Raw genomic sequence first — 23,505 nt, forward strand, 5'->3', positions numbered from 1 at the left:
ACATTGCCGCGCGAATGGTGGCGGGCGTCGGCCGAGTGGCGTTCCGCCCGGGGTGGCAACGGGTCGCCCGCCTACTGCAATGGAGTTGTGCATGACACAGCAAGTCCATGTCCCGCCGTTCGCCGTGATCCCCGGCGCACAGGTGGACCGTGTGCTGTCCGGCAACGAGAAGGGCACCGTCGACCTGGTGGAAGCGGCCTACCGGGTGCACGGCGAGGGCGACACGGTCAACCCGCCCTCGTACTTCCTGCGCTTCCCCGACCGCCCCTCCGCACGCATCATCGCGCTGCCCGCGTCGATCGGCGGCGGTACCCGGGTCGAGGGGCTGAAGTGGATATCCAGCTTCCCGCAGAACGTGGGCCGGGGCATCCCCCGGGCCTCGGCGGTGCTGGTGCTCAACGACTACGACACGGGCTACCCGTTCGCCTGCCTGGAGAGCTCCATCATCAGCGCGGCGCGTACGGCCGCCTCGGCGGCGCTGGCGGCCGACCGGCTCTCCCGCGACCGCGCCCGGCCGGCCCGGGTGGGCTTCATCGGGACCGGGCTCATCGCCCGCCACATCCACACCTACCTCACCCGGACCGGCTGGGAGTTCGACGAGGTGGGCGTGCACGACCTGTCCGCCGAGCACGCCGCCGGCTTCCGCTCGTACCTGGAGAACAGCGGCTCCGGTGGCCGGATCACCGTGCACGAGCGCGCCGAGGACCTGGTGCGCTCCAGCGACCTGGTGGTGTTCGCGACCGTCGCCGCCGCCCCGCACGTCACCGACCCGGGCTGGTTCACGCACAACCCGCTCGTCCTCAACGTCTCGCTGCGCGACCTCGCGCCCGAGGTGCTGCTCGCCTCGGCGAACGTGGTCGACGACATCGAGCACTGCCTCAAGGCCGACACCTCCCCGCACCTGACCGAAAAGCTCACCGGCAGCCGGGACTTCATTGACGGGACGCTGTACGACGTGCTCACCGGACAGGTCCGGATGCCCGCCGACCGGCCCGTGGTGTTCTCCCCGTTCGGGCTCGGCGTCCTCGACCTCGCGGTCGGCAAGCACGTGTACGACATGGTGCGCGCCGGCGGGGACCTGCACGTCGTCGACGGCTTCTTCCACGAGATCGACCGCTACGGGCGCGCCGGCGAGGCCGGCGGCCGTACCTGAGACGGGGTGGTCGCAGTGCCCGTGATCTCCGCGCCGGAGGACTTCCATGTGGACGATCTCTACGTGGATCTCCGGCCGGCCCTCGACACGTCGGTCTACCTGAAGTGCGAGGGCTTCAACTTCGCCGGCTCCATCAAGCTGAAGGCGGCGGCGTCGATGATCGCCGACGCCGAGAGCAGAGGTGCGCTCACCGGCGACTCGGTCATCGTGGAGTCCTCGTCGGGGAACCTCGGTGTCGCACTGAGCATGATCGCGGCCGACAAGGGTTACCGCTTCCTGTGCGTCACGGACACCCGCTGCAACCTGGTCACCCGGCGGCTGATGGAGGCGATGGGCGCCCAGGTGCACATCATCACCGAGCCCCATCCGGAGACCGGGTTCCTGGGTGCCAGACTCGACTACGTACGCCAGCTCTGCGCCTCCGACGACCGCCACCTGTGGCTGAATCAGCACGCCAATCCGTACAACTGGCTGGCCCACTACCGCACGACGGCCCCCTCCATCGCGTCGCACTTCCCCGACCTCGACGTGCTGTTCGTCGGCGCCGGTACGACGGGCACGCTGATGGGCTGCGCGCGCTACTTCAAGGAGTCCGGGCGCCCGGTGACGGTGGTGGCCGTCGACTCGGTCGGCTCGGTCACCTTCGGCGGGCCGCCGGGGCTGCGGATGATCCCGGGCCTCGGGGCCGGCGTCAGACCGCAGTTGCTCGACGAGTCGTTCGTGGACGACGTGGTGCACGTACCGGAGGTGGAGGCGATCCGGGTCGCGCACCGCCTGGCGACGGCCGGCTTCCTGTTCGGCGGCTCCACCGGGACGGTCATCGCGGGGGCCTCGGGCTGGCTGGCCGAGCACCGGCCGGACGGGCGGGCCACCGCGGTGGCCATCTCGCCGGACCTGGGTGAGCGGTATCTGGACTCGGTCTACCAGACCAACTGGGTCAGTGACATCTACGGCGCCCACGCGCTGGACCGGGACGCCATCCGGTCCCGCTGACGCACGTCCCGGCAGGTCAGCACGGCTCCCGTTCCCCACCGGTGACGGGAGCCGTGTCGTTGTGCCCGGCACCCGCCGACGGGTGCCCGGCGTCGGGAGCGCGCCAACGGGCACCGATCCGGCCACCATGCGGGCTTACGGTTGACGCATCTCACCATCACCTGTCATCGTCGACTTACACCCGTTGGGCGGTCATGACGACCCTGAAGGAGCTGGGACAGTGAAGAAGCAGCCGATCACCGTGAGGGTGGCGAGCTGGAGCGCCTTACACCCGGGGCGTGCGATCGCCACATGGTTCGCGTTCGTCGCGTTGTGCCTGGCCGTGGGTATCGCGGTGGGCACCAACAGCGCGGTCGCCAAGGACTACCAGGTGGGCGAGTCCGGCCGCGCCGAGGCCATCGCGACCGAGGCGGGCCTGGAGCGCAAGCCGACCGAGCAGATCATGTTCAGCGCCAAGTCCGGCCCGCTCGACGAGGCGAAGGCACGGGAGGCGGCCCAGGACCTCAGCGGCCGGATGAAGGGGCTGCCCGAGGTCCTCGAGGTCGAGGAGCCGGTCCTGTCGGAGAACGGCCGGATGCTCATGGTCGAAGTGACCATGAAGGGCGTCAAGCGGGAGGCGCTGAAGCACGTCGAGCCGCTCCAGGAACAGACGGCCGCCGTGCAGAAGGCCAACCCCGACCTCGTCGTCGAGGAGACGGGTGACGCCTCGGTCAGCAAGGGCCTCAACAAGCAGCGCAGCGACGACCTCGCCCAGACCGAGATGATCACCTTCCCGGTCACCCTGGTCACCCTGCTGATCGTGTTCGGCTCGCTCGTGATGGTCGGCGTCCCGCTGCTGCTGGCGCTCTCCTCGATCGCCGCCGCGGTCGGACTGTCCATGGTGGTCTCGCACCTGATCCCCGACGCCGGCGTCGGCATGAACGTCATCCTGCTCATCGGCATGGCGGTCGGCGTCGACTACACGCTCTTCTACCTCAAGCGGGAACGCGAGGAACGGGACAAGGCGGCCGGCTCCCTCAGCCCCGAGGCGCTCGTCGGCATCGCCGCGGCGACCGCCGGACGCGCCATCATCGTCTCCGGCCTCGCGGTGATCATCTCCAGTGCCACCCTGTTCCTGGCCACCGACATCATCTTCTCCTCGCTGGCCACCGCCACCATCCTCGTGGTCTTCGTCGCCATGGTCAGCTCGGTGACCGTCCTGCCCGGCCTCCTGGTCAAGATCGGCCGGCGCACCGACCGCCGCGCGGCCCGCGCCGCGGCACGCGGCAAGCAGCTCCGCCAGCGCCACCCCGAGCGCACCGGCCGGATCTTCACCGCCCTGCTGAACCCGGCCCGCAAGCACCCGGTGGCCACCCTGGTCGTCTCCACGCTGGTCATGGTGGGCCTTGCGCTCCCCGCGCTCGGCATGGAGCTGCGCGTACTGAACAAGGACACCCACTCCCGGGCGATCCCCGAGATGCAGACCTACGACAAGCTCAACGACGCCTTCCCCGACCGCCGTTCGGAGCACTGGGTCGTCGTGCGCGCCGACGGCGACCGGAAGGCCGAGGTCGCCACGGCACTGGACGCACTCGCCCAGCGGGCCAAGGACGACCCGATGTTCTCCAAGAACCCGCCGGCCGTGGAGACCTCGAAGGACGGGCGGGTCAGCGTGATGACCCTGGCCGTGCCGCACCGGCTCAGCTCGCCCGAGGCGACCGGCTCCCTGGAGCACCTGCGCCAGGACTACCTGCCGGCCACGCTCGGGAAGGTCCAGGGCGCCGAGTACGGCGTGGACGGGCCGGTCGCGGTCGACGTCGACTACCTCAAGCACCAGAACGACAAGCTGCCCATCGTCGTCGGGTTCCTGCTGCTGCTGACCTTCCTGATGACGGTGCTGGTCTTCGGCTCGATGGTCATCGGCCTGGTGGGCGTCCTGCTCAACCTGCTGTCCGTCGGCGCGGCCTTCGGCCTGGTGGTCGTCTTCTTCCAGTGGGGCCTGGCCTCGACCATCTTCGGGTTCGACGAAAGCGCCACCAACGCCATCGGATCGCGGGTGCCGCTGTTCCTCTTCGTGATCCTCTTCGGCCTGTCGATGGACTACCAGGTCTTCGTCGTCAGCCGCATCAAGGAGGCGGCGATGAACGGCGTGCCCACCCGTCAGGCGGTCCTGGATGGCATCGAGAAGTCGGCCAAGGTCGTGACCAGTGCGGCCATCGTCATGGTGACCGTGTTCGCCAGCTTCATGTTCCTGCACCTGGCCGAGATGAAGCAGATCGGCTTCAGCCTCGCGGTCGCCGTCCTGCTGGACGCCTTCATCATCCGGGTCATGATCCTGCCCTCGGCCCTCATCCTGCTGGGTGACGCGAGTTGGTGGCCCTCGAAGAAGATGCGGCGCGCGCAGACCGCCGCCGCGTCGGGAACCGGTGGTGGCCGGTCGGCCACCACCACCGCCCCGGCGGCTCGCCTCCGCTAGCCGCCGGCCCACAGACGGGCGTCGGACCGGATCCCCCGCCGGTTCGGCGCCTGTTCCCGTCGGGCCCATACCATTTCGGTGCGCGAACGCCACCGAGATGGTATTTCCTCCGGTCGAGTGATCCTGGGCAGAATTTCCAGCGGCTGCCGATAGCTATGGGGGTTTCAGGCTGTGGAGATCAACCTGTTGGGATCGCTTTACCTGGCGCAAGGGCGCGAGCAGTACACCATGGCGTCGAAGCGGGCGAGCGTCGTATTGACGCTGCTGGCGCTCTCGCCCGGGACGCCGGTGCTCTTCGACCAGATCGTGGACGAGTTGTGGGCGGACCGCTCGATGACCAACGCGCGCAACGCACTCCAGGCCAACGTCGGACGGCTTCGTAAATTCCTGAAGATGGTGACGGGCCGGGACGGCGACTCGCTCGTCCGGACCGTCGGCAGCGGTTACGTGCTCGATGTTCCGGCCAATGTGGTAGACGCACACAGGTTTGTCGAGTTGGCCGATACGGGTGCCGCGCTCGTCCCGCACAACCCGGCCGAGGCGATTGTGACGCTCGAATCGGCGCTCGCGCTCTGGCGCGGGCCGGCGCTGCTCGACACATGCGACGGCCTGCGGTGCCGCGTGCAGGCGGCGCACCTGGAGGAGCGCCGGATCACCGCGTACGAGGACCTGACGGCGGCCAGGCTGCGGGTCGACGCGGAACGCGTCCCCCTGGCCGAATTGCGACAGCTCGCGATCGAGCACTCCGGTCGCGAGCGGCTCAGTGAGCTGCTCATGCTCGCGCTCTACCGCGACGGCCGGCAAGCGGAGGCCCTGGAGGTGTTCCACGGCGCGCGCCGCCGGCTGGCCGACGACCTCGGCCTCGAACCGGGGCGCGGGCTGCACCGCGCGTACCAGGCGATCCTGACCCAGGACGACGTCCTGGGGGAGCCCCGTCAGGTCCTGCTGTCCGCCGGGCACAGATAGTGGCGATCCCCGCCCAACGGCTTGTTCCGTCCGATCCGTGTTCACACGGCATTCATTCGGGGCAAACTTTGTGAAGTCCCCGTGCAGAAAAGTGCGGTGGACGTCGTGTGGGGCTCCTGTTAGCGTGTGAATCACCTCGGCATTTATATGCCGGGGTATCGCACGTTGAGTATTCGGGTGCCACGGGGGTTCTGTGAACATAGAGTTACGGCATGCCAGAATAGTGACGGTCATAGACCGGGTCGGGAGTATATCCAAGGCGGCGGCCGAGTTAAGCGTCCCGCAATCCAGTCTGACCGCGCAGTTGAGACGCATTGAAAATGCGGTGGGCGGCAGGCTTTTCGTGCGTTCCTCCGCCGGTGTCGTCCCCACCTCACTGGGTGAACGGCTCATCCCCATGCTCACCGAACTCGTCCAGCGCGCCGACATGGTTATTGTCGAGGCGGCGGCCCACGCCTCCAAAGTGTTCCGGTTCGGGAATTCGGAATGGACGCCACCGTCCCTGCACAGCGCCCTCCAGTCGTCCCTGCCCGCCACGGAGGTGCAGACCGAGACGCTCAGCCCCGCCGCCGCCGTGGACGCGGTGCGCCGCGGCTGGCTCAGCGCCGCGCTGGTGCCCTGCATGTCCCTCGTCGAGCCGGGCGACGGCACCGAACTGGCCCTCGACACCGCCGTCATCGTGCGCGAACCGGTATGGCTCGCCGTGCCCCAGGGCCATCCGCTCTCCGAGGAGCCGGCCGTGGAGACCCGCCACCTCGCCTCCCTCAACTGGGTCTGCTACGCACGCGACCACTGGTTCCACCCCATCGAGAAGCAACTGTTCACCAGGTTCCCGCGCACGGAACCCGAGGTGCTGCACTACGTGGACGGCCACCACGAGGCGATGAGCTGGGTACGGGACGCCAACGCGGCCGCCCTGACCACCCCCACCGGCGCCACCAGCGACGTGTCGCTGGTGCCCATCTCCGGGACGGAGAGCACCGAGATGGTGATGGTCTGGCGCAGCGGCTCCGTCTCCCGCCACACCCTGGCCAGGCTCGTGGAGACGGTCCGCGGCTACTACTGCGCGTACGCCCGGACGATCCCGCGCTACTGGGCCTGGATGAAGGAACACCCGGCCGACTTCCCCGAGTTGCTGCGCTACCTCAGAACCGCCTGAGGGCTGTCAGTCGGCCATCAGCCCGCTGTCAGGGTCGTTCGCCAGCATCGTCGGCATGACGACAGCGAACCGCGTGGACGCCGACGGCCGTGCCACGATCAAGGAAATCATCTGCGACATCCTCGAGATCGACGCGGACGAGATGACCGACACCAGCCGCTTCAAGGAGGACCACGAGGCGGACTCGATGGGCGCCATCGAGATCCTCTCCCAGCTCGAGCGTGCCTTCGGGATCGACATCGACCAGGCCGAACTGGCCCGGATGGTCAACCTCGAAGGTGTCGTCACCGTCGTCGACGAGGCCGTGGCGGCCAAGGCGGCCTCCCACTAGGCATCGGCACCGGACGACGGGAGCGCAAGGTGTACGACAACGATCAGCGGCCGCCACGCCGAGTGGTGATCACCGGGCTTGGCACGGTCAGCAGCATCGGGCTCGGCGTCGCGGCCTTCCTGGACGGACTGCGGTCCGGACGCAGCGGGGTCAAGCCGATCACCGCCTTCGACACGACGGGTTTCGCACACGCCAACGGGTGCGAGGTGGACGACTTCGACCCGGCCGACTGGATCCGCCGGGTCGACCCCGACGAGCTGGGGCGCGCCACGCAGTTCTCGGTCGCCGCGGCCCACATGGCGGTGGCGGACGCGGGCCTGTCCCTGGAGGAACTCCGGGAGCGGCGGGCGCTGGTCTCCGTCGGTACCACCGACGCGGAGTCCCGCGACCTCGACGCCCTCGTGGACGTACAGCTCAAGGACGGCCCCGAACACCTGCCGCCCGGCGTGGTGCGCCGGGCGCAGGCGGGCCGGCTGTCCACCGGCATCGTGCGGGAGCTGGGCCTCACCGACGTCGAGGCCCTCACCATCCCCACCGCCTGCGCGGCCGGCAACTACGCCATCGGCAGCGGGTTCGACGCCATCCGCGGCGGCGAGGTGGAGGTCGCGCTCTGCGGCGGCGCCGACGCGGTGTGCCGCAAGACGTTCGCCGGCTTCTACCGGCTCGGCACCATCGCGCCGGAGGTGTGCCAGCCGTTCGACAAGGACCGCAAGGGCATCCTGACCGGCGAGGGCGCCGGCATCCTGCTGATGGAGAGCCTGGAGTCGGCCAGGGCGCGCGGCGCCCGGATCTACGCCGAGGTGCTCGGGTACGGGCTCAACTGCGACGCCCACCACCCCGTCGCCCCCGACCAGGGCAGCCTCGCCCGCTGCATGGAGGTCGCGCACCGCAACGCCGGGGTGAAGCCCGAGGACATCGACTTCATCTCGGCGCACGGCACCGGCACCCGGGCCAATGACGTGACGGAGGCCGGGGCCATCCGGCAGGTCTTCGCCGCGCCCCCGCCCACCATCTCCATCAAGTCGATGATCGGGCACTCCATGGGCGCGGCCAGCGCCCTCGCCTCGGCCGCCTGCGCGCTGGCCATCACCGAGGGCTTCATCCCGCCCACCATCAACCACCGGGAGACCGACCCGGAGTGCGGCCTGGACTGCGTACCGAACGAGGCGCGGCCCGCCGAACTGAACGTCGTCCAGAACAACGCGCTCGCGTTCGCGGGCAACAACGCCGTGCTGATCCTCGGCCGCTACCGGGAGGCGGAGTGATGTCCCCACTGGTCCTCTCCGCCTGGTCGGCGGTCTCCCCGTACGGGGTCGGCAGCGTGCCCTTCAGCGACGGGATCAACGCCGGGCGCAGCGCCGTCGGGACGCTGGACCGCACCGCGTTCCCCGGCCCCTTCGACCGGGGCGGGCTCGTCCCCGACTTCACCGCCGCCGAGTACGTCGGCAGGAAGGGCACCCGGACGATGGACCGGGTGACCGCGATCGCCGTCACCGCGGTCGGCCGGCTGCTGGCGTCCTGCGACGCCGAACCCACGCTGCGGCCCGAGCAGACCGCCCTCGTCCTGGGCACCGGCTCCGGCAGCGTCCAGAGCATCATGGACTTCACCCGCGACTCCCTCGCCGGTGAGCGGCCCTACCACGTCGACCCGGCCCGCTTCCCGAACACCGTGATGAACCGGGCGGCCGGGCAGAGCGCCATCTGGCACGGCATCAAGGGCCCCAACACCACGGTCGCGGGCGGCTGGCTGACCGGCCTGCTCGCCCTGAGCTACGCGGTGCGGCTGCACCGCGGCGGGCACTGCGAACGGGTGCTGTGCGGCGCCGCCGAGGAGTACTCCACCCAGCGGGCCTGGCTCGAATGGCACGGCCGCACCGCCGAGGAGCGGTCCGCACCGCTCGGCGAGGGCAGCGCGGTGTTCCTGCTGGAGACGCCCGAGGACGCGGCGGCCGCCGGACGGACTCCGCTGGCCAGGATCCGCACGACCCGCTTCCGGGCGTACGGGGAGCAGGGCGAGGCACGCGCGGCCCTCGCGGCCTGCGTACGCGACGCCCTGGAGACGACCGGCGTGTCCGCCGAGGACGTCCGTCTGGTGGCCCCGCTCGGCGCGGGCGGCGAACTGGCCGCCCTGGAGGAGGCCGGGGTCACCGACGCGCTCGGCGCGACGGCCCCCCGGTGGATCCGCTGCCGCCCGCTGCTCGGCGACACCTCCGCCGCCTCCACCAGCCTGCAACTGGCCGCCGTCCTCGCCGCCGCCGGCGAGTCCGGCCTCGCGCCCGGCGAAGCGGCCCTGGTCACCGGCATCGAACGCGACGGCACCGTCGGCTGCGCCCTGCTCACGGGCGCCTGACCGGCACCACGACCGCCACCCCCCACGGCCCCGGTCGGCCGGGGCCGCCGCCCCGGTGGGCCGGGGCGGCGGCCTGCCCGCACGCGGAAGCCACCACGTCACAGCCAACGAGGAGACATCAGCATGTCAGCGAACGACCGCCCCGTCGCCCTGGTGACCGGAGGCTCCCGGGGGATCGGCCGTCACGTGGTGACCCGGCTCGCCCGGGACGGGTACGACGTGGCGTTCTGCTACCAGTCGAACAAGGAGGCCGCCGACGCCGTGGCCGAGGAGGCCGGCGCGGCCGGGGCGCGGGTGTACACCGCGCAGGTCGACGTGGCCGGGCACGATGCCGTACGCGGCTTCGTCCGCGACAGCGAGAAGGCGCTCGGCCCGCTGAGCACCGTGGTCTCCTGCGCGGGCATCGTCCGCGACAACCCGCTGGTGATGCTGGCCGAGGCCGACTGGGACGCGGTGCTGCGGGTCAACCTCGACGGCACGTACAACGTCTGCAAGGCCGCCGTGTTCGCCATGATGAAGCGCCGCACCGGAGCGGTGATCACGCTGTCCTCCGTCGCCGGCGTGTACGGCAACGCCACGCAGACCAACTACTCGGCCACCAAGGCCGGGATCATCGGCTTCACCAAGGCGCTGGCCAAGGAGTCCGGCCGCTACGGCATCCGCGCCAACGCCGTCGCCCCCGGCTTCATCGAGACCGACATGCTCTCCGGTCTCGCCGACGACCACGTCGCCAAGATGACCGAACGCATCCCGCTCGGCCGGTTCGGCCGGCCCGAGGAGGTCGCCGACCTGGTCGCCTTCCTGGCCTCGGACCGCGCCTCCTACATCACCGGCCAGGTCTTCGGCGTCGACGGCGGCCTGGTCGTCTGAAGCCACCACCCCACACCGGAAGGCGGGACACCACCATGCCCAAGAACAAGACGCCACGCTTCTACTTCTCCCTGCGCAGCCCCTACTCCTGGCTCGCGTACCGGGAACTGACGACACGTCACCCGGAGCTGGTCGACCGGCTCCAATGGGTGCCGTTCTTCGAACCCGACCCCGAGAGCGCCCGCCTCCTCGCCGAACAGGGCGGCACCTTCCCGTACTCGGAGATGTCCCGCGAGAAGAACCGTTACGTCCTCCAGGACGTCGGCCGCCTCACCAAGGCCCGGGGCATCACCGTGACCTGGCCCGTCGACCGCAAGCCGGTGTGGGAGGTGCCCCACCTCGGCTACCTCGTCGCCGCCCGCGAGGGGCGCGGCCACGACTACATCGCCGCCTGCTACCGGGCCCGCTTCGGCGAGGGCCGCGACATCTGCGACCGCGCCACCATCGCCGCCATCGGCGCCGAACTCGGCCTCGACGAGCGGCGGCTCGCCGACGCGAGCGACGACCCCGGGCTGCGCGCCGAGGGCGTCCACGCCCTGCTCGACGTGTGCCGGGACGGCGTCTTCGGGGTGCCGTTCTTCGTGCACGGCTTCACCCGCTTCTGGGGCCTGGACAGGTTCGACGCCTTCGTCGAACACCTCCGCGCCAAGGCCCTGCCCGCCACCTCCGTACCCGAGCCGCTCGTCGGCGCGGTGGGCCTCGGCCGGTCGGCCGACGACGGGCACGCGGGCGGCTGCGGCTGACCCGCCGGGCAGGCGTGGGCGTCAGCTCACGGTCAGCCCGCTGTCAGCGCGCTCGTCGACGATCGACGGAGTGAACTCGATGACCTTCGCTAGGGGATTGGTATGACGACTCAACGCCACACGGCCGGCCTGCCGCTCACCGCCGGGCAGAAGGACATCTGGTTCGACGAGCAACTGTCCGGCGGCGGTGCCACCTACAACACCGCCATCTACTGGGACATCCGCGGCCCCCTCGACCAGGCGCTCTTCCGCGCCGCGCTGGAACGGCTCGTGGACGAGTCCGAGTGCCTGCGCGCCCGCTTCACCAACGTGGACGGCGAGCCCCGGCAGTTCATCGAGGAGCTCGACGAGCTGCCGCTGACCGTCACCGACGTCAGCGGCGCCGACGACCCCGCCGCGGCGGCCCGCGAGGCGATCCGCGCCGACCTGCGCGTACCACTCGTGCCGACGGCCGACCCGTACGTGCCGCTGTTCCGGCTGAGCGTCTTCACCCTCGCCGAGGACCGCACGTTCTTCTGCCTCCTCAACCACCACCTCGTCTCCGACGGGTTCAGCTACGTCATCTACTGGCAGCGGCTGTCCGCCATCTACGAGGCGATGCTCGCCGGCACCTCCCTCGACGAGGGCCGCTTCCCGCCGCTGAGCACCCTGATCGACGCCGAGGCCGCCTACGGGGACTCGCCGCGCGCCGAGCGCGACCGGGCGTACTGGGAGGAGCGGTTCGCCGACCGCCCCGAGCCCGTCAGCCTCGCCACCCGCGACGCCGAGCCCGCCCAGGCCTTCCGGCGCGAGGAGACCGTCCTGCCGGAGCGGACCGCCGACCGACTGCGCGCCGTCGCCTGGGACGCCCGGGTCACCTGGCAGACCGTCCTGGTCGCCGCCCTCGGCGCGTACACGCGGCGGATGGCCGGCACCGACGACGTCATCCTCTCCCTGCCCGTCACCGCCCGGGTCGGCGGCACGATGCAGGGGATACCCGGCATGGTCGTCAACTACGTGCCGCTGCGGCTGCCCGTGACGCCCGGCATGACGCGCGGCGACCTGCTCACCGCGACGTACCAGGCCTTCTCGCAGGCGCTCAAGCACCAGCGCCACCGGGTCAGCCGCATCCGCCGCGCGATGGGCCTGGCCAGCGACGACCGGCGGCCGTTCGGGCCGTTCATCAACATGATGCCGCAGATCGAGAAGCTCGCCATCGGCCCCTGCGACGCCACCCTCTACAGCCCCTCCACCGGCCTCGTCGACGACCTGGAGTTCACCGTCGCCGACAAGGGCGCCGACGGCATCGGCGTCGACCTCAGCGGCAACGAGGCCCGGTACGAACAGGCCGAGGTACGCGCCCACCTGCGCCGCTTCACCGACTTCCTCGACCGCTTCGTCACCGTGGCCGCCGACGCGCCGCTCGACACCCTCGACCTGCTCGCCCCCGGCGAAGCCGAACGGCTGGACGCCGCCCTGACCGGTCCCGTACGCGCCGAGCCCTACCGAGGCGTCGTCGAGCGCGTACGGGACCACGCCGCCGACCGCCCCGGCGCACCGGCCGTCACCGACGACGGCGGCACCCTGACGTACGCACAGCTCGCCGGCCGGGCGAGCGCCCTGTCCCGCCGCCTCACCGACGGCACCGGACCGGTGGCCCTGCTCACCGAACCGGGGCGCGACTTCATCACCGCCGAGCTCGGCGTGCTCGGCTCCGGCCGGGCCTTCCTGCCGCTCGACCCGCGCGCCCCGCTGGCCCGCCTCACCGGCCTGCTCGCCGACAGCGGCGCGACCCGCGTGCTGGCCGACACCACCCACCACGCCCTCGCCCGGCAGGCGGCCGGTGACCTCCCCGTCCTCCTCCTCGACGGCGCCGAGGACCCCGCCGACGACCTCGCCCCCGTCGTGGGAGGGCCGCTGGACCTGGCGTACGTCATCTACACCTCCGGCTCCACGGGCAAGCCCAAGGGCGCCATGGTGCAGCGCGGCGGCATGGTCAACCACCTGCTCGCCAAGGTCGAGGAACTGGGCCTGGACCACACCGACGCGCTCGTCCACAACGCGCCTGTCACCTTCGACGTCACCGTCTGGCAGACCCTGACGACCCTGCTCGTCGGCGGCCGCGTCCGTGCCGTGCCCCGCGACGCCGCCGCCGACCCGGACGCCCTGTTCGGCATCATCGCGGCCGAGCGCCTCACCGTCCTGGAGGTCGTGCCGTCGCTGCTGCGCGCCACCCTCGACGCCTGGGACACCACCGGGACCGCGCCCGGACTGCCCGCCCTGCGCTGGATGATCTCCAACGGCGAGGCCCTCCCCGCCGACCTGTGCACCCGCTGGTTCGCCCGCCACCCGCACATCGCGCTGGCCAACGTCTACGGCCCCACCGAGTGCTCCGACGACGTCACCCACGCCTACGCGCGCACCGCCGCCGACGTACGGGCCGACGACGCCTTCATGCCCATCGGCCGCCCGCTGCGCAACACCCGGCTGTACGTCCTCGGCGACGACCTGCGGCCCGTCCCGCAAGGCGTGCCGGGCGAACTGTTCATCGCGGGCGCGGGCGTCGGCCGCGGCTACCTCGGCGACCCCGGCCGCACGGCCACCACCTTCGTACCCGACCCGTTCGCCGCCGACGGCACCCGCATGTACCGCACCGGCGACCAGGTGGTGCTCCTCGCCGACGGGCAACTGCTGTTCACCGGCCGCCGCGACCACCAGGTCAAGATCCGGGGCCAGCGCATCGAGCTGGGCGAGGTCGAGTCCGCGCTCCGCGCGCTGCCCCCGGTCAACGACGCCGTGGCCGCCGCCGTCGCCGACCCGGCGGGGCACCAGCGGCTGGTCGGCTACGTCGTGACCGACGCCGACACGGCAGCCGTACGCGAGCGGCTCGCCGAGGTGCTGCCCGAGCACATGGTGCCGTCACTGCTGATCGCCCTGCCCGAGCTGCCGCTGACCCCGCACGGCAAGGTCGACCGCAAGGCGCTGCCCGCCCCCGACTTCGCCACCACCCACACCGGCGGCGCGCCCCGCACCGACGCGGAGCGCATCCTGTGCGAGGTGCTCGCCGAGGTCCTCGGCCTGCCCCGGATCGGCGTGGACGACAGCTTCTTCGCCCTCGGCGGCGACAGCATCAGCGCCATCCAGGTCGTCAGCCGCGCCCGCAAGGCCGGCCTGAGCGTCACCTCCCGGGACGTCTTCCAGCACCGCACCCCCGCCGCCATCGCGGCCGTCGCCCACCTGACGGGCCGGCGGGCGGAGGTGGCCGTCGAGGACGGGATCGGCGAGATCCCGCTGACGCCCGTCATCGACCAGTTCCGCGAGGAGGTCTCCCACCTCCCCGCCGCCACCCGCCAGTACGCCCAGTACGTGACCGTCTCCGTCCCCGAGGGCGCCGACCCCGCCCGCCTGGAGACCGTCATCGGCGCCCTCCTCGACCGGCACGACGCGCTGCGCATGCGGCTCACCGCGCCCGTGCCCGGCCTGTGGAACCTGGAGGCGCTCCCGCCGGGCGCCGTGGCCGCCTCCGACGTGTTCGGCACGGTCCGGGTGCCGGCCGGCGCCGACCCGGACGCGGCCCTCGCCGAGCAGGTCGAGGCCGCCCGCAGCGAGCTGAGCCCCGAGGACGCCAGGCTGGTGCGGGCCGTGCTCCTCGACGCCGGCCCCGCCGAGCCCCGCAGACTCCTGCTCGTCGTCCACCACCTGGCCGTCGACGGGGTGTCCTGGCGCATCCTGCTCGGCGACCTGGAAACCGCCTGGCACGCCGTCACCGCGGGGCGGGACATCCGTCTCGACCCGGTCCCCACCTCCTACCGGCGCTGGGCACGCACCCTCACCGACCACGCGCGCACCGCCACGCGCGTCGCCGAACTGCCCCTGTGGAACGCCCAGTACGAAGGCGACGCCGTCGAACTCGGCGAGCGTCCCCTGGACCCCGCCCGCGACGTCCACGGCACCGCCGGCAGGCTGCGGATCGAACTGCCCGCCGACCGCACGGCGGCCGTCCTCACCCGGGTCCCCGCCACCTTCCACGCCGAGGTCAACGAGGTCCTGCTCACCGGTCTCGCCCTCGCCCTCACCGACCACGACCGCCGCACCGGCCGGTCCGCGACCCGCGCCCTGGTCGAACTGGAGGGCCACGGCCGCGAACACCTCGGGGACGACACCGACCTGTCCCGTACGGTCGGCTGGTTCACCAGCGTCTTCCCCGTCGGCCTCGACGTCGGCGAACTCGACCGCGCGTCCGTGTGGGACGGCGGCGACGCCTGCGGCGCCGCGCTCAAGCGGGTCAAGGAGACCCTGCGCGCCCTGCCCGACCACGGCTTCGGCCACGGGCTGCTGCGCCACCTCAACCCGCAGACCGCCGGCGCCCTCGCCCGCCGCACCACCCCCCGCGTCGGCTTCAACTACCTGGGCCGCTTCAGCACGGACGCGGGCGGCGACTGGTCCATGCGGGCCGGCGCCTCCGGCCTCACCGCCGCGCCCGACACCCCGCTGCGGCACGTCCTGGAAGTCGTCTCGATGACCGAGGACCGCCCCGAAGGCCCCGTGCTCGTCGCCGAATGGACCTGGGCGGACGGCGTCCTCGCCGAGGACGACGTCCGGCGCATCGCCGACGACTGGTTCCGCGCCCTCGACGCCCTCGCCACGCACGCCGGCCGGCCCGGCACGGGCGGCCGCACCCCCTCCGAGTTCCCGCTCGTCACCGTCTCCCAGGCGGAGATCGAGGCGTACGAGAACGACACCGACGGGCTCCAGGACATCCTGCCGCTCTCCCCGCTCCAGCGCGGCCTGCTCTTCCAGGCCCAGTTCGACCGGCACGGCATGGACGCCTACACCCTCCAGGTCGTCATGGACGTCGACGGCCCGCTCGACCGGTCCGCGCTGCGCGCCGCCGTCGCCGCCCTCCTCGACCGCAACCCGGGCCTGAGGGCCGCGTTCCGCGAGCGGGACACCGGCGACCCGGTCCAGCTCGTCCCGGCCGCCGTCGAACTGCCCTGGACCGAGGTCGACCTGACCGGCGTCCCGGCGGCGGACGTCGACGCCGAGGTGAAGCGGCGCACCGACGAGGAGTGGCTGCACCGCTTCGACGTCACCCGCGCCCCGCTGACCCGCTTCACGGTCTACCGGCTCGGCGACGACCGGCACCGCGTGGTGTGGACCGCGCACCACATCCTGGTCGACGGCTGGTCGCTGTCCGCCGTCCTCGCCGAAGAGCTGGTCACCCTCTGGTCCAACGGCGCCGACCCGTCCGCGCTGCCGCCCGTCGCCCCCGTGCGGGCGTACCTGGAGTGGTCCGCCGCCCAGGACAAGGGAGCCGCGCGGGAGGCCTGGCAGAAGGAACTGGCCGGCATCGACGAGCCGACCCGGCTCGGCCCCGCCGACCGGAGCCGCGTCTCCGTCCTGCCCGAGACCCTCTCCGCCGACCTGCCCCAGCGGCTGACCGACGCCGTGACCGCCTGGGCCCACGCCCACGGCCTGACCATGAACACCGTCGCCCAGGGCTGCTGGGCCGTCGCCCTCGGGCGGCTCACCGGCCGGCAGGACGTCACGTTCGGCGCCGTGGCATCCGGTCGCCCCGAGGAACTCCCCGACGTCGAGCAGATGGTCGGCGCCTTCATGCACACCCTCCCGGTGCGGGTGAAGCTGGACCCGTCGCTCACGCTCGAAGCGATGCTCGCCGACCTCCAGGACCGCCAGCTCCGCCTGGAGCGGCACCAGCACCTGGGCCTCGCCGACGTCCAGCAGGGCGCCGGGATCGGCGAGCTGTTCGACACCGTCGTCAGCTTCCACAACTACCCCTCCGGCGTGCTCGACCGCATCGGCGAGCGCATCCCGGGCCTGAGCATGCGCGCCTGGGAGGCGCGGGTCATCGCCGAATACCCGCTCGCCCTCGGGGTGTTCCCCGGCTCGCGGACCGGCGAGCCGATGCGCCTGGAGGCCCAGTACCGGCCCGACATCTTCGGCGCCGACGAGGTCGACGCGATCCTCCGGCGGTTCACCCGCGTCCTGGAGGCCCTCGCCGACGCACCCGGCACCAGGCTCGGCACCCTCGACGCGCTCGGCGCCGACGAGCGCCGCCTGCTGCTCGACGACTGGTCCGGCGCGGCCGCCACGGCGGCACCCGCCACCACGCGGGCCACCGACGTCTTCGAGGCCCGCGCCGCCGCCGCACCGCACAAGGAGGCCGTCGTCCTCGGCGCCGGCCAGGTCGGTTACGCGGAGCTCAACACCCGCGCCAACCGCCTCGCCCGGCTCCTCGCCGACCGGGGCGTGGGCCCCGAGCAGGTCGTCGCCGTGATGCTGCCGCGCACCCCCGAGATGGTCGTGGCCGCCCTCGCGGTGCTCAAGGCGGGCGCCGCGTACCTGCCCGTCGACGCGGCCTACCCGGTCGACCGCATCGCCTACATGCTCGACGACGCCCACCCGGTCGCCCTGCTCACCGACACGGCGACCGCCGGGCGCACCGCCGGACTGGGCGTCGACACCCTGGTCCTCGACGAACCGGAGACGGCCGGGCGGCTCGCCGCACTGCCCGGGACGGACCTGACCGACACCGACCGGGTGAGCCCGCTGCGGCCCGGGCACCCGGCGTACATCATCTACACCTCGGGCTCCACCGGCCGGCCCAAGGGCGTCGTCGTGGCCCACACCGGGCTGCTGGCCATGGTCGACAGCCTCGTCGAGCGCTTCGGGCTCGACGCCGATACCCGTGTGCTCCAGTTCGCGTCCTTCAGCTTCGACGCCTCCGTCTGGGAGTTCATGCTGGCGCTGCTCACCGGCGGCACCCTGGTGATCGCCGACGAGGAGTGCCGCACCCCCGGCGCGCCGCTCGTCGACCTGATCAACCGGGCCCGGATCAACCTCGCCGGACTGCCGCCCGTCGTCGTCGGCGGCCTGCCCGAGGGCGCCAACCTGCCCGCCGACCTGCGCCTGGCCGTGGCCGGCGAGGCCGTCCCCGCCGAGATCGTCGAACGCTGGTCCGCCCACGTCCGGCTCTACAACGGCTACGGCCCCACCGAAGCCGTCGTCAGCTCCACCGTCAGCGGCCCCCTCACGGGCACCGGACGCCCGCCCATCGGGCGGCCCACCACCGCCCACCGCGTCTACGTCCTGGACCGGCACCTGGCACCCGCGCCCGTCGGCGTCGTCGGCGAGCTGTACGTCGGCGGCGGCCTCGCCCGCGGCTACCTCGCCCGCCCGGAGCTGACCGCCCAGCGGTTCGTGGCCGACCCGTTCGGGCCCGCCGGGGAGCGCATGTACCGCACCGGCGACCTGGTGCGCTGGCTGCCCGACGGCGAACTGGACTACGTCGGCCGCGCCGACGACCAGGTCCAGCTCCGCGGCTTCCGCATCGAGCTCGGCGAGATCACCTCCGCCCTGCTCGCCCAGACCGGCATCGACCAGGCCACCGTGATCGTCCGCGAGGACGAGGCCGGCGACCGCCGCCTGGTGGCGTACGTCGTGGCCGCCGACCCCGCCGCGCTCTCCGACTCCTCGCTCAGCGGCACCCTCCGCGAACGGCTCGCCCAGTCCCTGCCCGACTACATGGTGCCCTCGGCGGTCGTCGCCCTGGAGGCCATGCCGCTCACCCCGCAGGGCAAGCTCGACCGCAAGGCGCTGCCCGCGCCCGACATCGCCGGCGCGGCACGCGGCCGGGGCCCGCGCACCCCCGTCGAGGAGATCCTCTGCGGCCTGTTCGCCGACATCCTCTCCGTACCGCACGTCTCCATCGACGACGACTTCTTCGAGATCGGCGGGCACTCGCTGCTGGCGACCCGGCTGATCAGCCGGGCCCGCACCGCCCTCGGTGTCGAACTGCCGATCCGCGCCCTGTTCGAAGCGCGGACCGTCAGCGCCCTCGCCGCCGTCGTCGAGGCCGCCGGCCACGCCCGGCCGCCGCTGCTGCCCGCGCCGAAGGACACCGAACGCCCGCTGTCCTTCACCCAGCAGCGGCAGTGGTTCCTCAACCGCCGCCAGGAACGCGCCGACGGCACGTACAACACGCCGATGGCCTTCCGCCTGACGGGCCGGCTCGACGCCGCCGCCCTCCAGGCAGCCCTGACCGACGTGGCCGAGCGGCACGAGGTCCTGCGGACCGTCATCCCCGACAACGACGGCGTGCCGTCGCTGCGGGTGCTCGACGCGCGCACCGGCGGACCGGTGCTCAAGGCCCGCACGGTCACCGAGGAAGGGCTGGCCGGGGCGCTGGCCGCCGAGGCCGACCAGGGCTTCGACCTGACCGCCGAACCGCCGCTGCGGGTACGGCTGCTGTCCACCGGGCCCGACGAGTGCGTACTGCTGCTGGTCTTCCACCACATCGCGTTCGACGGCTGGTCGATCGTGCCGCTGCTCACCGACGTGTCCACCGCCTACCGGGCCCGCTGCGCCGGGCGCGCCCCGCAATGGGCGCCGCTGCCCGTGCAGTACGCCGACTTCGCGGTCTGGCAGCGCGAGCTGCTCGGCTCCGAGGACGACCCGGACAGTGTCGTGTCCGGACAGCTCGCCTTCTGGCGGGACGCCCTCGCGGGGCTGCCGGAGGAGCTGGCCCTGCCCACCGACTTCCCGCGCCCCGAGGTGCCCGGCTCGTCCGGTGACGTGGTGATGTTCGACCTGGAGCCCGAACTGCACGGCGCCCTGGTGGAGATCGCCCGGCAGACCGGGACGACTGAGTTCATCGTCTTCCAGGCGGCCCTCTCCGCGCTGCTGACCCGGCTCGGCGCCGGCACCGACATCCCGCTGGGCGTCTCGGTCGCCGGACGCACCGACGAAGCGCTCAACGACCTCGTCGGCATGTTCATCAACTCCCTGGTGCTGCGCGGCGACACCAGCGGCGACCCCACCTTCCGCGAGCTGCTCGACCGGCTCCGGGAGACCGACCTCGCGGCCTACTCCCACCAGGACGTGCCGTTCGACCAGGTCGTCGACGCGCTCAAGCCGGCCCGCTCGCTGTCCAGGCACCCGCTGTTCCAGGTGGTGCTGAGCGTGCAGAGCCACGGCGACCAGCCGCTGACCCTGCCCGGCCTCACGGTCAAGCCCGAGTACGTCGGCTCCGACCGGGCCAAGCTCGACCTGGTCATGGAACTGCTGCCGTGGCCCGGCGAGGGCGGCATGCGCGGCCTGTTCAACTTCAGTACCGACCTGTTCACCCGGGCGACCGCCGAGCGCATGGTGGCGCAGTTCCAGCAGGTGCTGCGCACGGTGGCGGCCGACCCCGACGTCCGGCTCAGCGGCCTGGAGCTGCTCACCGGCGACGAGCGGGAGCGGGTGCTGCGCACCTGGAACGACACCGCGCGGGAGCTGCCGCCGGTGACGCTGCCCGACCTGTTCGCCGAGCGGGCCGCCCGCACCCCGGACGCGCCTGCCGTCGGGACGGGCGCCCACGCCCTGACGTACGCCGATCTCGACGCCCGCTCCCACCGGCTGGCCCGCCACCTGATCGCGACGGGCGCCGGTCCCGAGCAGGTCGTCGCCGTCGCGGTGCCCCGGCCCGCCGACCGGGCGGTCGCCGTCCTGGCGGTGCTCAAGGCGGGCGCGGCGTACGTCCCGCTGGCGGCGGACGAGCCGGCCGGCCGGATCAAGGCCCTGTTCGCCGACACCCGCCCGGTGTGCGTCCTGACCACGGCTGGCCTCGCGGGCCGGCTCCGCAGCACCGGCGTGCCCACCGTGGTCCTCGACGGGCCCGAGGTGCGCGCCGGCTCGGCCGAGCCGGTGACCGACGCCGACCGCACGAGCCCGCTGCGGCCCGAGCACGCCGCCTACCTCATCCGCACCGAGGACGCGGCGGGCCGCCCGCGCGGCACCGTCGTGGAGCACCGGGCGGCCGCCGGCCACCTCGCCTGGGTCCTGGAGAACGGCGGTGCCGCGACGGCGAGCGGCCTGTTCGCCCCGCTGCTCGCCGGTACCGGCGTACCGGCCGGGGAGCCCCTGCCGCTGGACTGGGCGACGCCGCCGACGTTCACGCCCGCCCGGGGCGCCTGGAACACCCGGGTGTACGTCCTGGACGAGTGGCTCGCCCCCGTACCACCCGGCGTGACCGGCGAGTTGTACGTCGGCGGCTCGGGGCTGGCCCGTGGCTACGCGAGCCGCCCGGGCGCCACCGCCGAGCGGTTCGTGGCCGACCCGTTCGGCCCGGCGGGCTCACGGCTCCACCGGACCGGTGTGCGCGTGAAGTGGGACACGGAGGGGAACCTGCTGGCCCCCGACGCGGCCACCGCGCCGGCGCCCCTTCCGGACACATCCTCCGAGACGGCCGCGCGGGAACTCAGCCCGGCGGAGGAGGTGTTGTGCGGGATCGTGGCGGACGTGCTGGGTGTGGAGTCGTTCGGTGTCGAGGAGAACTTCTTCGAGGCGCCGGGGGCGAGCATGGACAGCATGAAGTCGCTGCGGCTGGTGAGTCTGGCGCGCAAGGCGGGGCTGGAGGTCAGCATCGCGGACGTCTTCGTCCACCAGACGGTCCGCGCCCTCGCGGCCACCCTCACGGTGGAGCGGCTGAGCCCGGCGGAGGAGGTGTTGTGCGGGATCGTGGCGGACGTGCTGGGTGTGGAGTCGTTCGGTGTCGAGGAGAACTTCTTCGAGGCGCCGGGGGCGAGCATGGACAGCATGAAGTCGCTGCGGCTGGTGAGTCTGGCGCGCAAGGCGGGGCTGGAGGTCAGCATCGCGGACGTCTTCGTCCACCAGACCGTCCGGGCCCTCGCGGCCACCCTGACGGCGAAGCCGACGGCAGCCCCGGCACCCGAGCCCGCCCCCGCCCCGGCGACCGCGCCCGCCGCCCGGCACAGCACTCGCATCATGGCGGACGCCATCGACGAGACCGACCGCCTCGACCACGCCGATCCGTTCGCCCCGGTGCTGTGCATCAAGCCGACCGGCAGCCGCCCGCCCGTCTTCTGCCTGCACAGCGGCGTCGGGTTCGCCCTGTCGTACCTGCCGCTCGCCCGCCACCTCGGCGAGGAGTACCCGCTGTACGGCATCCAGGCGCCCTGCGTCGTCGCCGACGCGCCGCTGCCCGGCAGCATCGAGGAGATCGCGGCCGACTACATCCGGATGATCAAGGAGGTGCGGCCCGAGGGCCCGTACCACCTGCTCGGCTGGTCCCTCGGCGGACTGCTCGCCTACGAGATCGCCGTCCAGCTCCGGCTGGCCGGGGACGAGGTCGGCCTGGTCGCCAACCTCGACTCCTACCCGCGCACCGGCGTCACCGACGAGCGGGACGAACAGAGCCTGCTCGCCTGGCTCCTGGAGGGCATCGGGCACCACCGGTCCGAGTTCGGCGACCGCGACCTCGTCGCCGGGGACGTCCTCGACGCGCTGCGGCGCGACAACAGCCCGATGGCACGCATGGGGGAGCAGCGCATGACCCGCATGGTGGACCTGATGATCCACCACCAGTCGCTCAACACCCGCTACCGGCCCCGCGACTTCGACGGCACGATGCAGCTCTTCCTCGCCGAGCTGTCGGCGTGGGGCGAGGCCGGCACCGGCCAGGTGGAGAAGGGCCCCGACAAGGACCGCCTCTGGAAGCCGTACTTCAGCGGTGACCTGCGCGTCCACCGGCTCGCCTGCACCCACGACGACATCCTCAACCCCGGCCCGCTCGCCGAACTGGGCCCGGTCGTCGCCGCCGAGCTGGACCGGTTCCACCAGGCGCGGGACGGACGTGACGGATCATGACGACGGCGACGTACAACGGGACCGGCCGCCCCGGCGCCCTGGGCGCCCTGCTCACCGAGGTCCTCGCGGTCACCGGCCGCCGGCTGCACCACCTGGGCCGTGCACCGGGACGTGTGGTCGGCGTGGCGCTCAGCCCGCTCGTGTCGATGGTGATGCTCGGCTACCTCTTCCGGGACGCCATCAGGCTCCCGGCGGGCGGGGAGTACGGCGAGTACGTCTTCGCCGGCGGCGCCGTCCAGGTCGCCCTGGCCTGCGTCGGGCCGACCGCGATCTCGGTCGCCATGGACTTCAAGGGCGGCCTGGTCGACCGGTTCCGGTCCCTGCCCATCAGCCGGTCCGCGGTGCTCTTCGGGCACACCCTCGCGGACCTGCTGGTGGGGCTCCTCGGACTGGCCGTCGTCACCGGCGCCGGGCTGCTGCTCGGCTGGCGGACGCGCACCGGCGTCCTGCCGACGCTCGCCGCGTTCGGGCTCATCGCGCTCTTCGTGTACGTGATGCTGTGGCTCGGCGTCCTGCTGGCGATGACCCTGCGCAGCGTGGAGACCATCAGCGTCGTCACCCCGTTCATCGTCGTGGTCCTGCCGTTCCTGTCCAACGCCTTCCTCGCCCCGCAGTCCATGCCCGCGCCGATCCGCCCCATCGCGGAGTGGAACCCGGTCAGCGCCGTCATCGCGGCCTGCCGCGACCTGTGGGGCAACCCGGCGACGTCGGGGGGCAGCTTCCCCGCCGAGCACCCGGTGGCCGTGGCCGCCGTGACGCTGGGCGCGCTGTTCGCCGTCTGCTCCGCCGTGAGCCTTCGCCGCTACCGCACCGCGGGCTCCTGAACCCGCCGCCTG

12 protein-coding genes are annotated in these 23,505 nt (G+C 72.6%); all 12 read left to right on the forward strand.

Features of this window, described 5'->3' with window-relative positions; all coding sequences use genetic code 11:
* The first annotated feature begins 91 nt into the window (after positions 1–91).
* The 12 genes from sbnB to AB0J57_RS20515 all read left to right on the forward strand — a co-directional run bounded on the left by sbnB (position 92) and on the right by AB0J57_RS20515 (position 23,493).
* Positions 92–1,153, forward strand: coding sequence for a 2,3-diaminopropionate biosynthesis protein SbnB (gene sbnB, locus AB0J57_RS20460; RefSeq protein WP_366129652.1), 1,062 nt, complete (start codon positions 92–94; stop codon positions 1,151–1,153).
* A gap of 15 nt (positions 1,154–1,168) precedes the next feature.
* Positions 1,169–2,146 (forward strand): 2,3-diaminopropionate biosynthesis protein SbnA, encoded by a 978-nt coding sequence (gene sbnA / locus AB0J57_RS20465; protein ID WP_366129653.1) that lies wholly within the window; start codon positions 1,169–1,171, stop codon positions 2,144–2,146.
* 220 nt (positions 2,147–2,366) lie between these two features.
* Positions 2,367–4,601 (forward strand): MMPL family transporter, encoded by a 2,235-nt coding sequence (locus AB0J57_RS20470; RefSeq protein WP_366129654.1) that lies wholly within the window; start codon positions 2,367–2,369, stop codon positions 4,599–4,601.
* Between the two features lie 171 nt (positions 4,602–4,772).
* Positions 4,773–5,567, forward strand: a complete 795-nt coding sequence (locus AB0J57_RS20475) for an AfsR/SARP family transcriptional regulator (protein ID WP_366129655.1) — start codon at positions 4,773–4,775, stop codon at positions 5,565–5,567.
* Between the two features lie 193 nt (positions 5,568–5,760).
* Positions 5,761–6,726, forward strand: coding sequence for a LysR family transcriptional regulator (locus tag AB0J57_RS20480; protein ID WP_366129656.1), 966 nt, complete (start codon positions 5,761–5,763; stop codon positions 6,724–6,726).
* Between the two features lie 55 nt (positions 6,727–6,781).
* The gene (locus AB0J57_RS20485; protein ID WP_366129657.1) at positions 6,782–7,057 is read left to right on the forward strand and encodes an acyl carrier protein; all 276 of its coding nucleotides are present in this window, start codon (positions 6,782–6,784) and stop codon (positions 7,055–7,057) included.
* 29 nt (positions 7,058–7,086) lie between these two features.
* A complete protein-coding gene (locus AB0J57_RS20490; protein WP_366129658.1) occupies positions 7,087–8,322 on the forward strand; it encodes a beta-ketoacyl-[acyl-carrier-protein] synthase family protein in 1,236 nt (411 codons plus the stop codon).
* Positions 8,322–9,407 carry a beta-ketoacyl synthase N-terminal-like domain-containing protein gene (locus tag AB0J57_RS20495; RefSeq protein ID WP_366129659.1) on the forward strand — a complete coding sequence of 362 codons (1,086 nt, stop codon included), beginning with the start codon at positions 8,322–8,324 and terminating at the stop codon, positions 9,405–9,407. Before AB0J57_RS20490 ends, AB0J57_RS20495 begins: the two co-directional genes overlap by 1 nt.
* A gap of 123 nt (positions 9,408–9,530) precedes the next feature.
* Positions 9,531–10,277, forward strand: coding sequence for a 3-oxoacyl-[acyl-carrier-protein] reductase (gene fabG, locus AB0J57_RS20500; RefSeq protein ID WP_366129660.1), 747 nt, complete (start codon positions 9,531–9,533; stop codon positions 10,275–10,277).
* Positions 10,278–10,312: 35 nt separating this feature from the next.
* Positions 10,313–11,020, forward strand: coding sequence for a DsbA family protein (locus tag AB0J57_RS20505; RefSeq protein WP_366129661.1), 708 nt, complete (start codon positions 10,313–10,315; stop codon positions 11,018–11,020).
* A gap of 102 nt (positions 11,021–11,122) precedes the next feature.
* The gene (locus AB0J57_RS20510) at positions 11,123–22,669 is read left to right on the forward strand and encodes an amino acid adenylation domain-containing protein (protein ID WP_366129662.1); all 11,547 of its coding nucleotides are present in this window, start codon (positions 11,123–11,125) and stop codon (positions 22,667–22,669) included.
* A complete protein-coding gene (locus AB0J57_RS20515; RefSeq protein WP_366129663.1) occupies positions 22,666–23,493 on the forward strand; it encodes an ABC transporter permease in 828 nt (275 codons plus the stop codon). The genes AB0J57_RS20510 and AB0J57_RS20515 overlap by 4 nt, the downstream gene beginning before the upstream one ends.
* The last annotated feature ends 12 nt before the right edge of the window (positions 23,494–23,505 follow it).

The sequence above is a fragment of the Streptomyces sp. NPDC049837 genome (assembly GCF_040674455.1).
Taxonomy (GTDB): domain Bacteria; phylum Actinomycetota; class Actinomycetes; order Streptomycetales; family Streptomycetaceae; genus Streptomyces.

What these genes read in the sequence shown, in the direction of transcription:
- AB0J57_RS20485 (WP_366129657.1), top strand. Translation starts at nt 6,782, where the DNA reads ATGACGACAGCGAACCGCGTGGACGCCGACGGCCGTGCCACGATCAAG.
- AB0J57_RS20495 (WP_366129659.1), top strand. Translation starts at nt 8,322, where the DNA reads ATGTCCCCACTGGTCCTCTCCGCCTGGTCGGCGGTCTCCCCGTACGGG.
- AB0J57_RS20505 (WP_366129661.1), top strand. Translation starts at nt 10,313, where the DNA reads ATGCCCAAGAACAAGACGCCACGCTTCTACTTCTCCCTGCGCAGCCCC.
- AB0J57_RS20510 (WP_366129662.1), top strand. Translation starts at nt 11,123, where the DNA reads ATGACGACTCAACGCCACACGGCCGGCCTGCCGCTCACCGCCGGGCAG.
- AB0J57_RS20515 (WP_366129663.1), top strand. Translation starts at nt 22,666, where the DNA reads ATGACGACGGCGACGTACAACGGGACCGGCCGCCCCGGCGCCCTGGGC.
- fabG (WP_366129660.1), top strand. Translation starts at nt 9,531, where the DNA reads ATGTCAGCGAACGACCGCCCCGTCGCCCTGGTGACCGGAGGCTCCCGG.
- sbnB (WP_366129652.1), top strand. Translation starts at nt 92, where the DNA reads ATGACACAGCAAGTCCATGTCCCGCCGTTCGCCGTGATCCCCGGCGCA.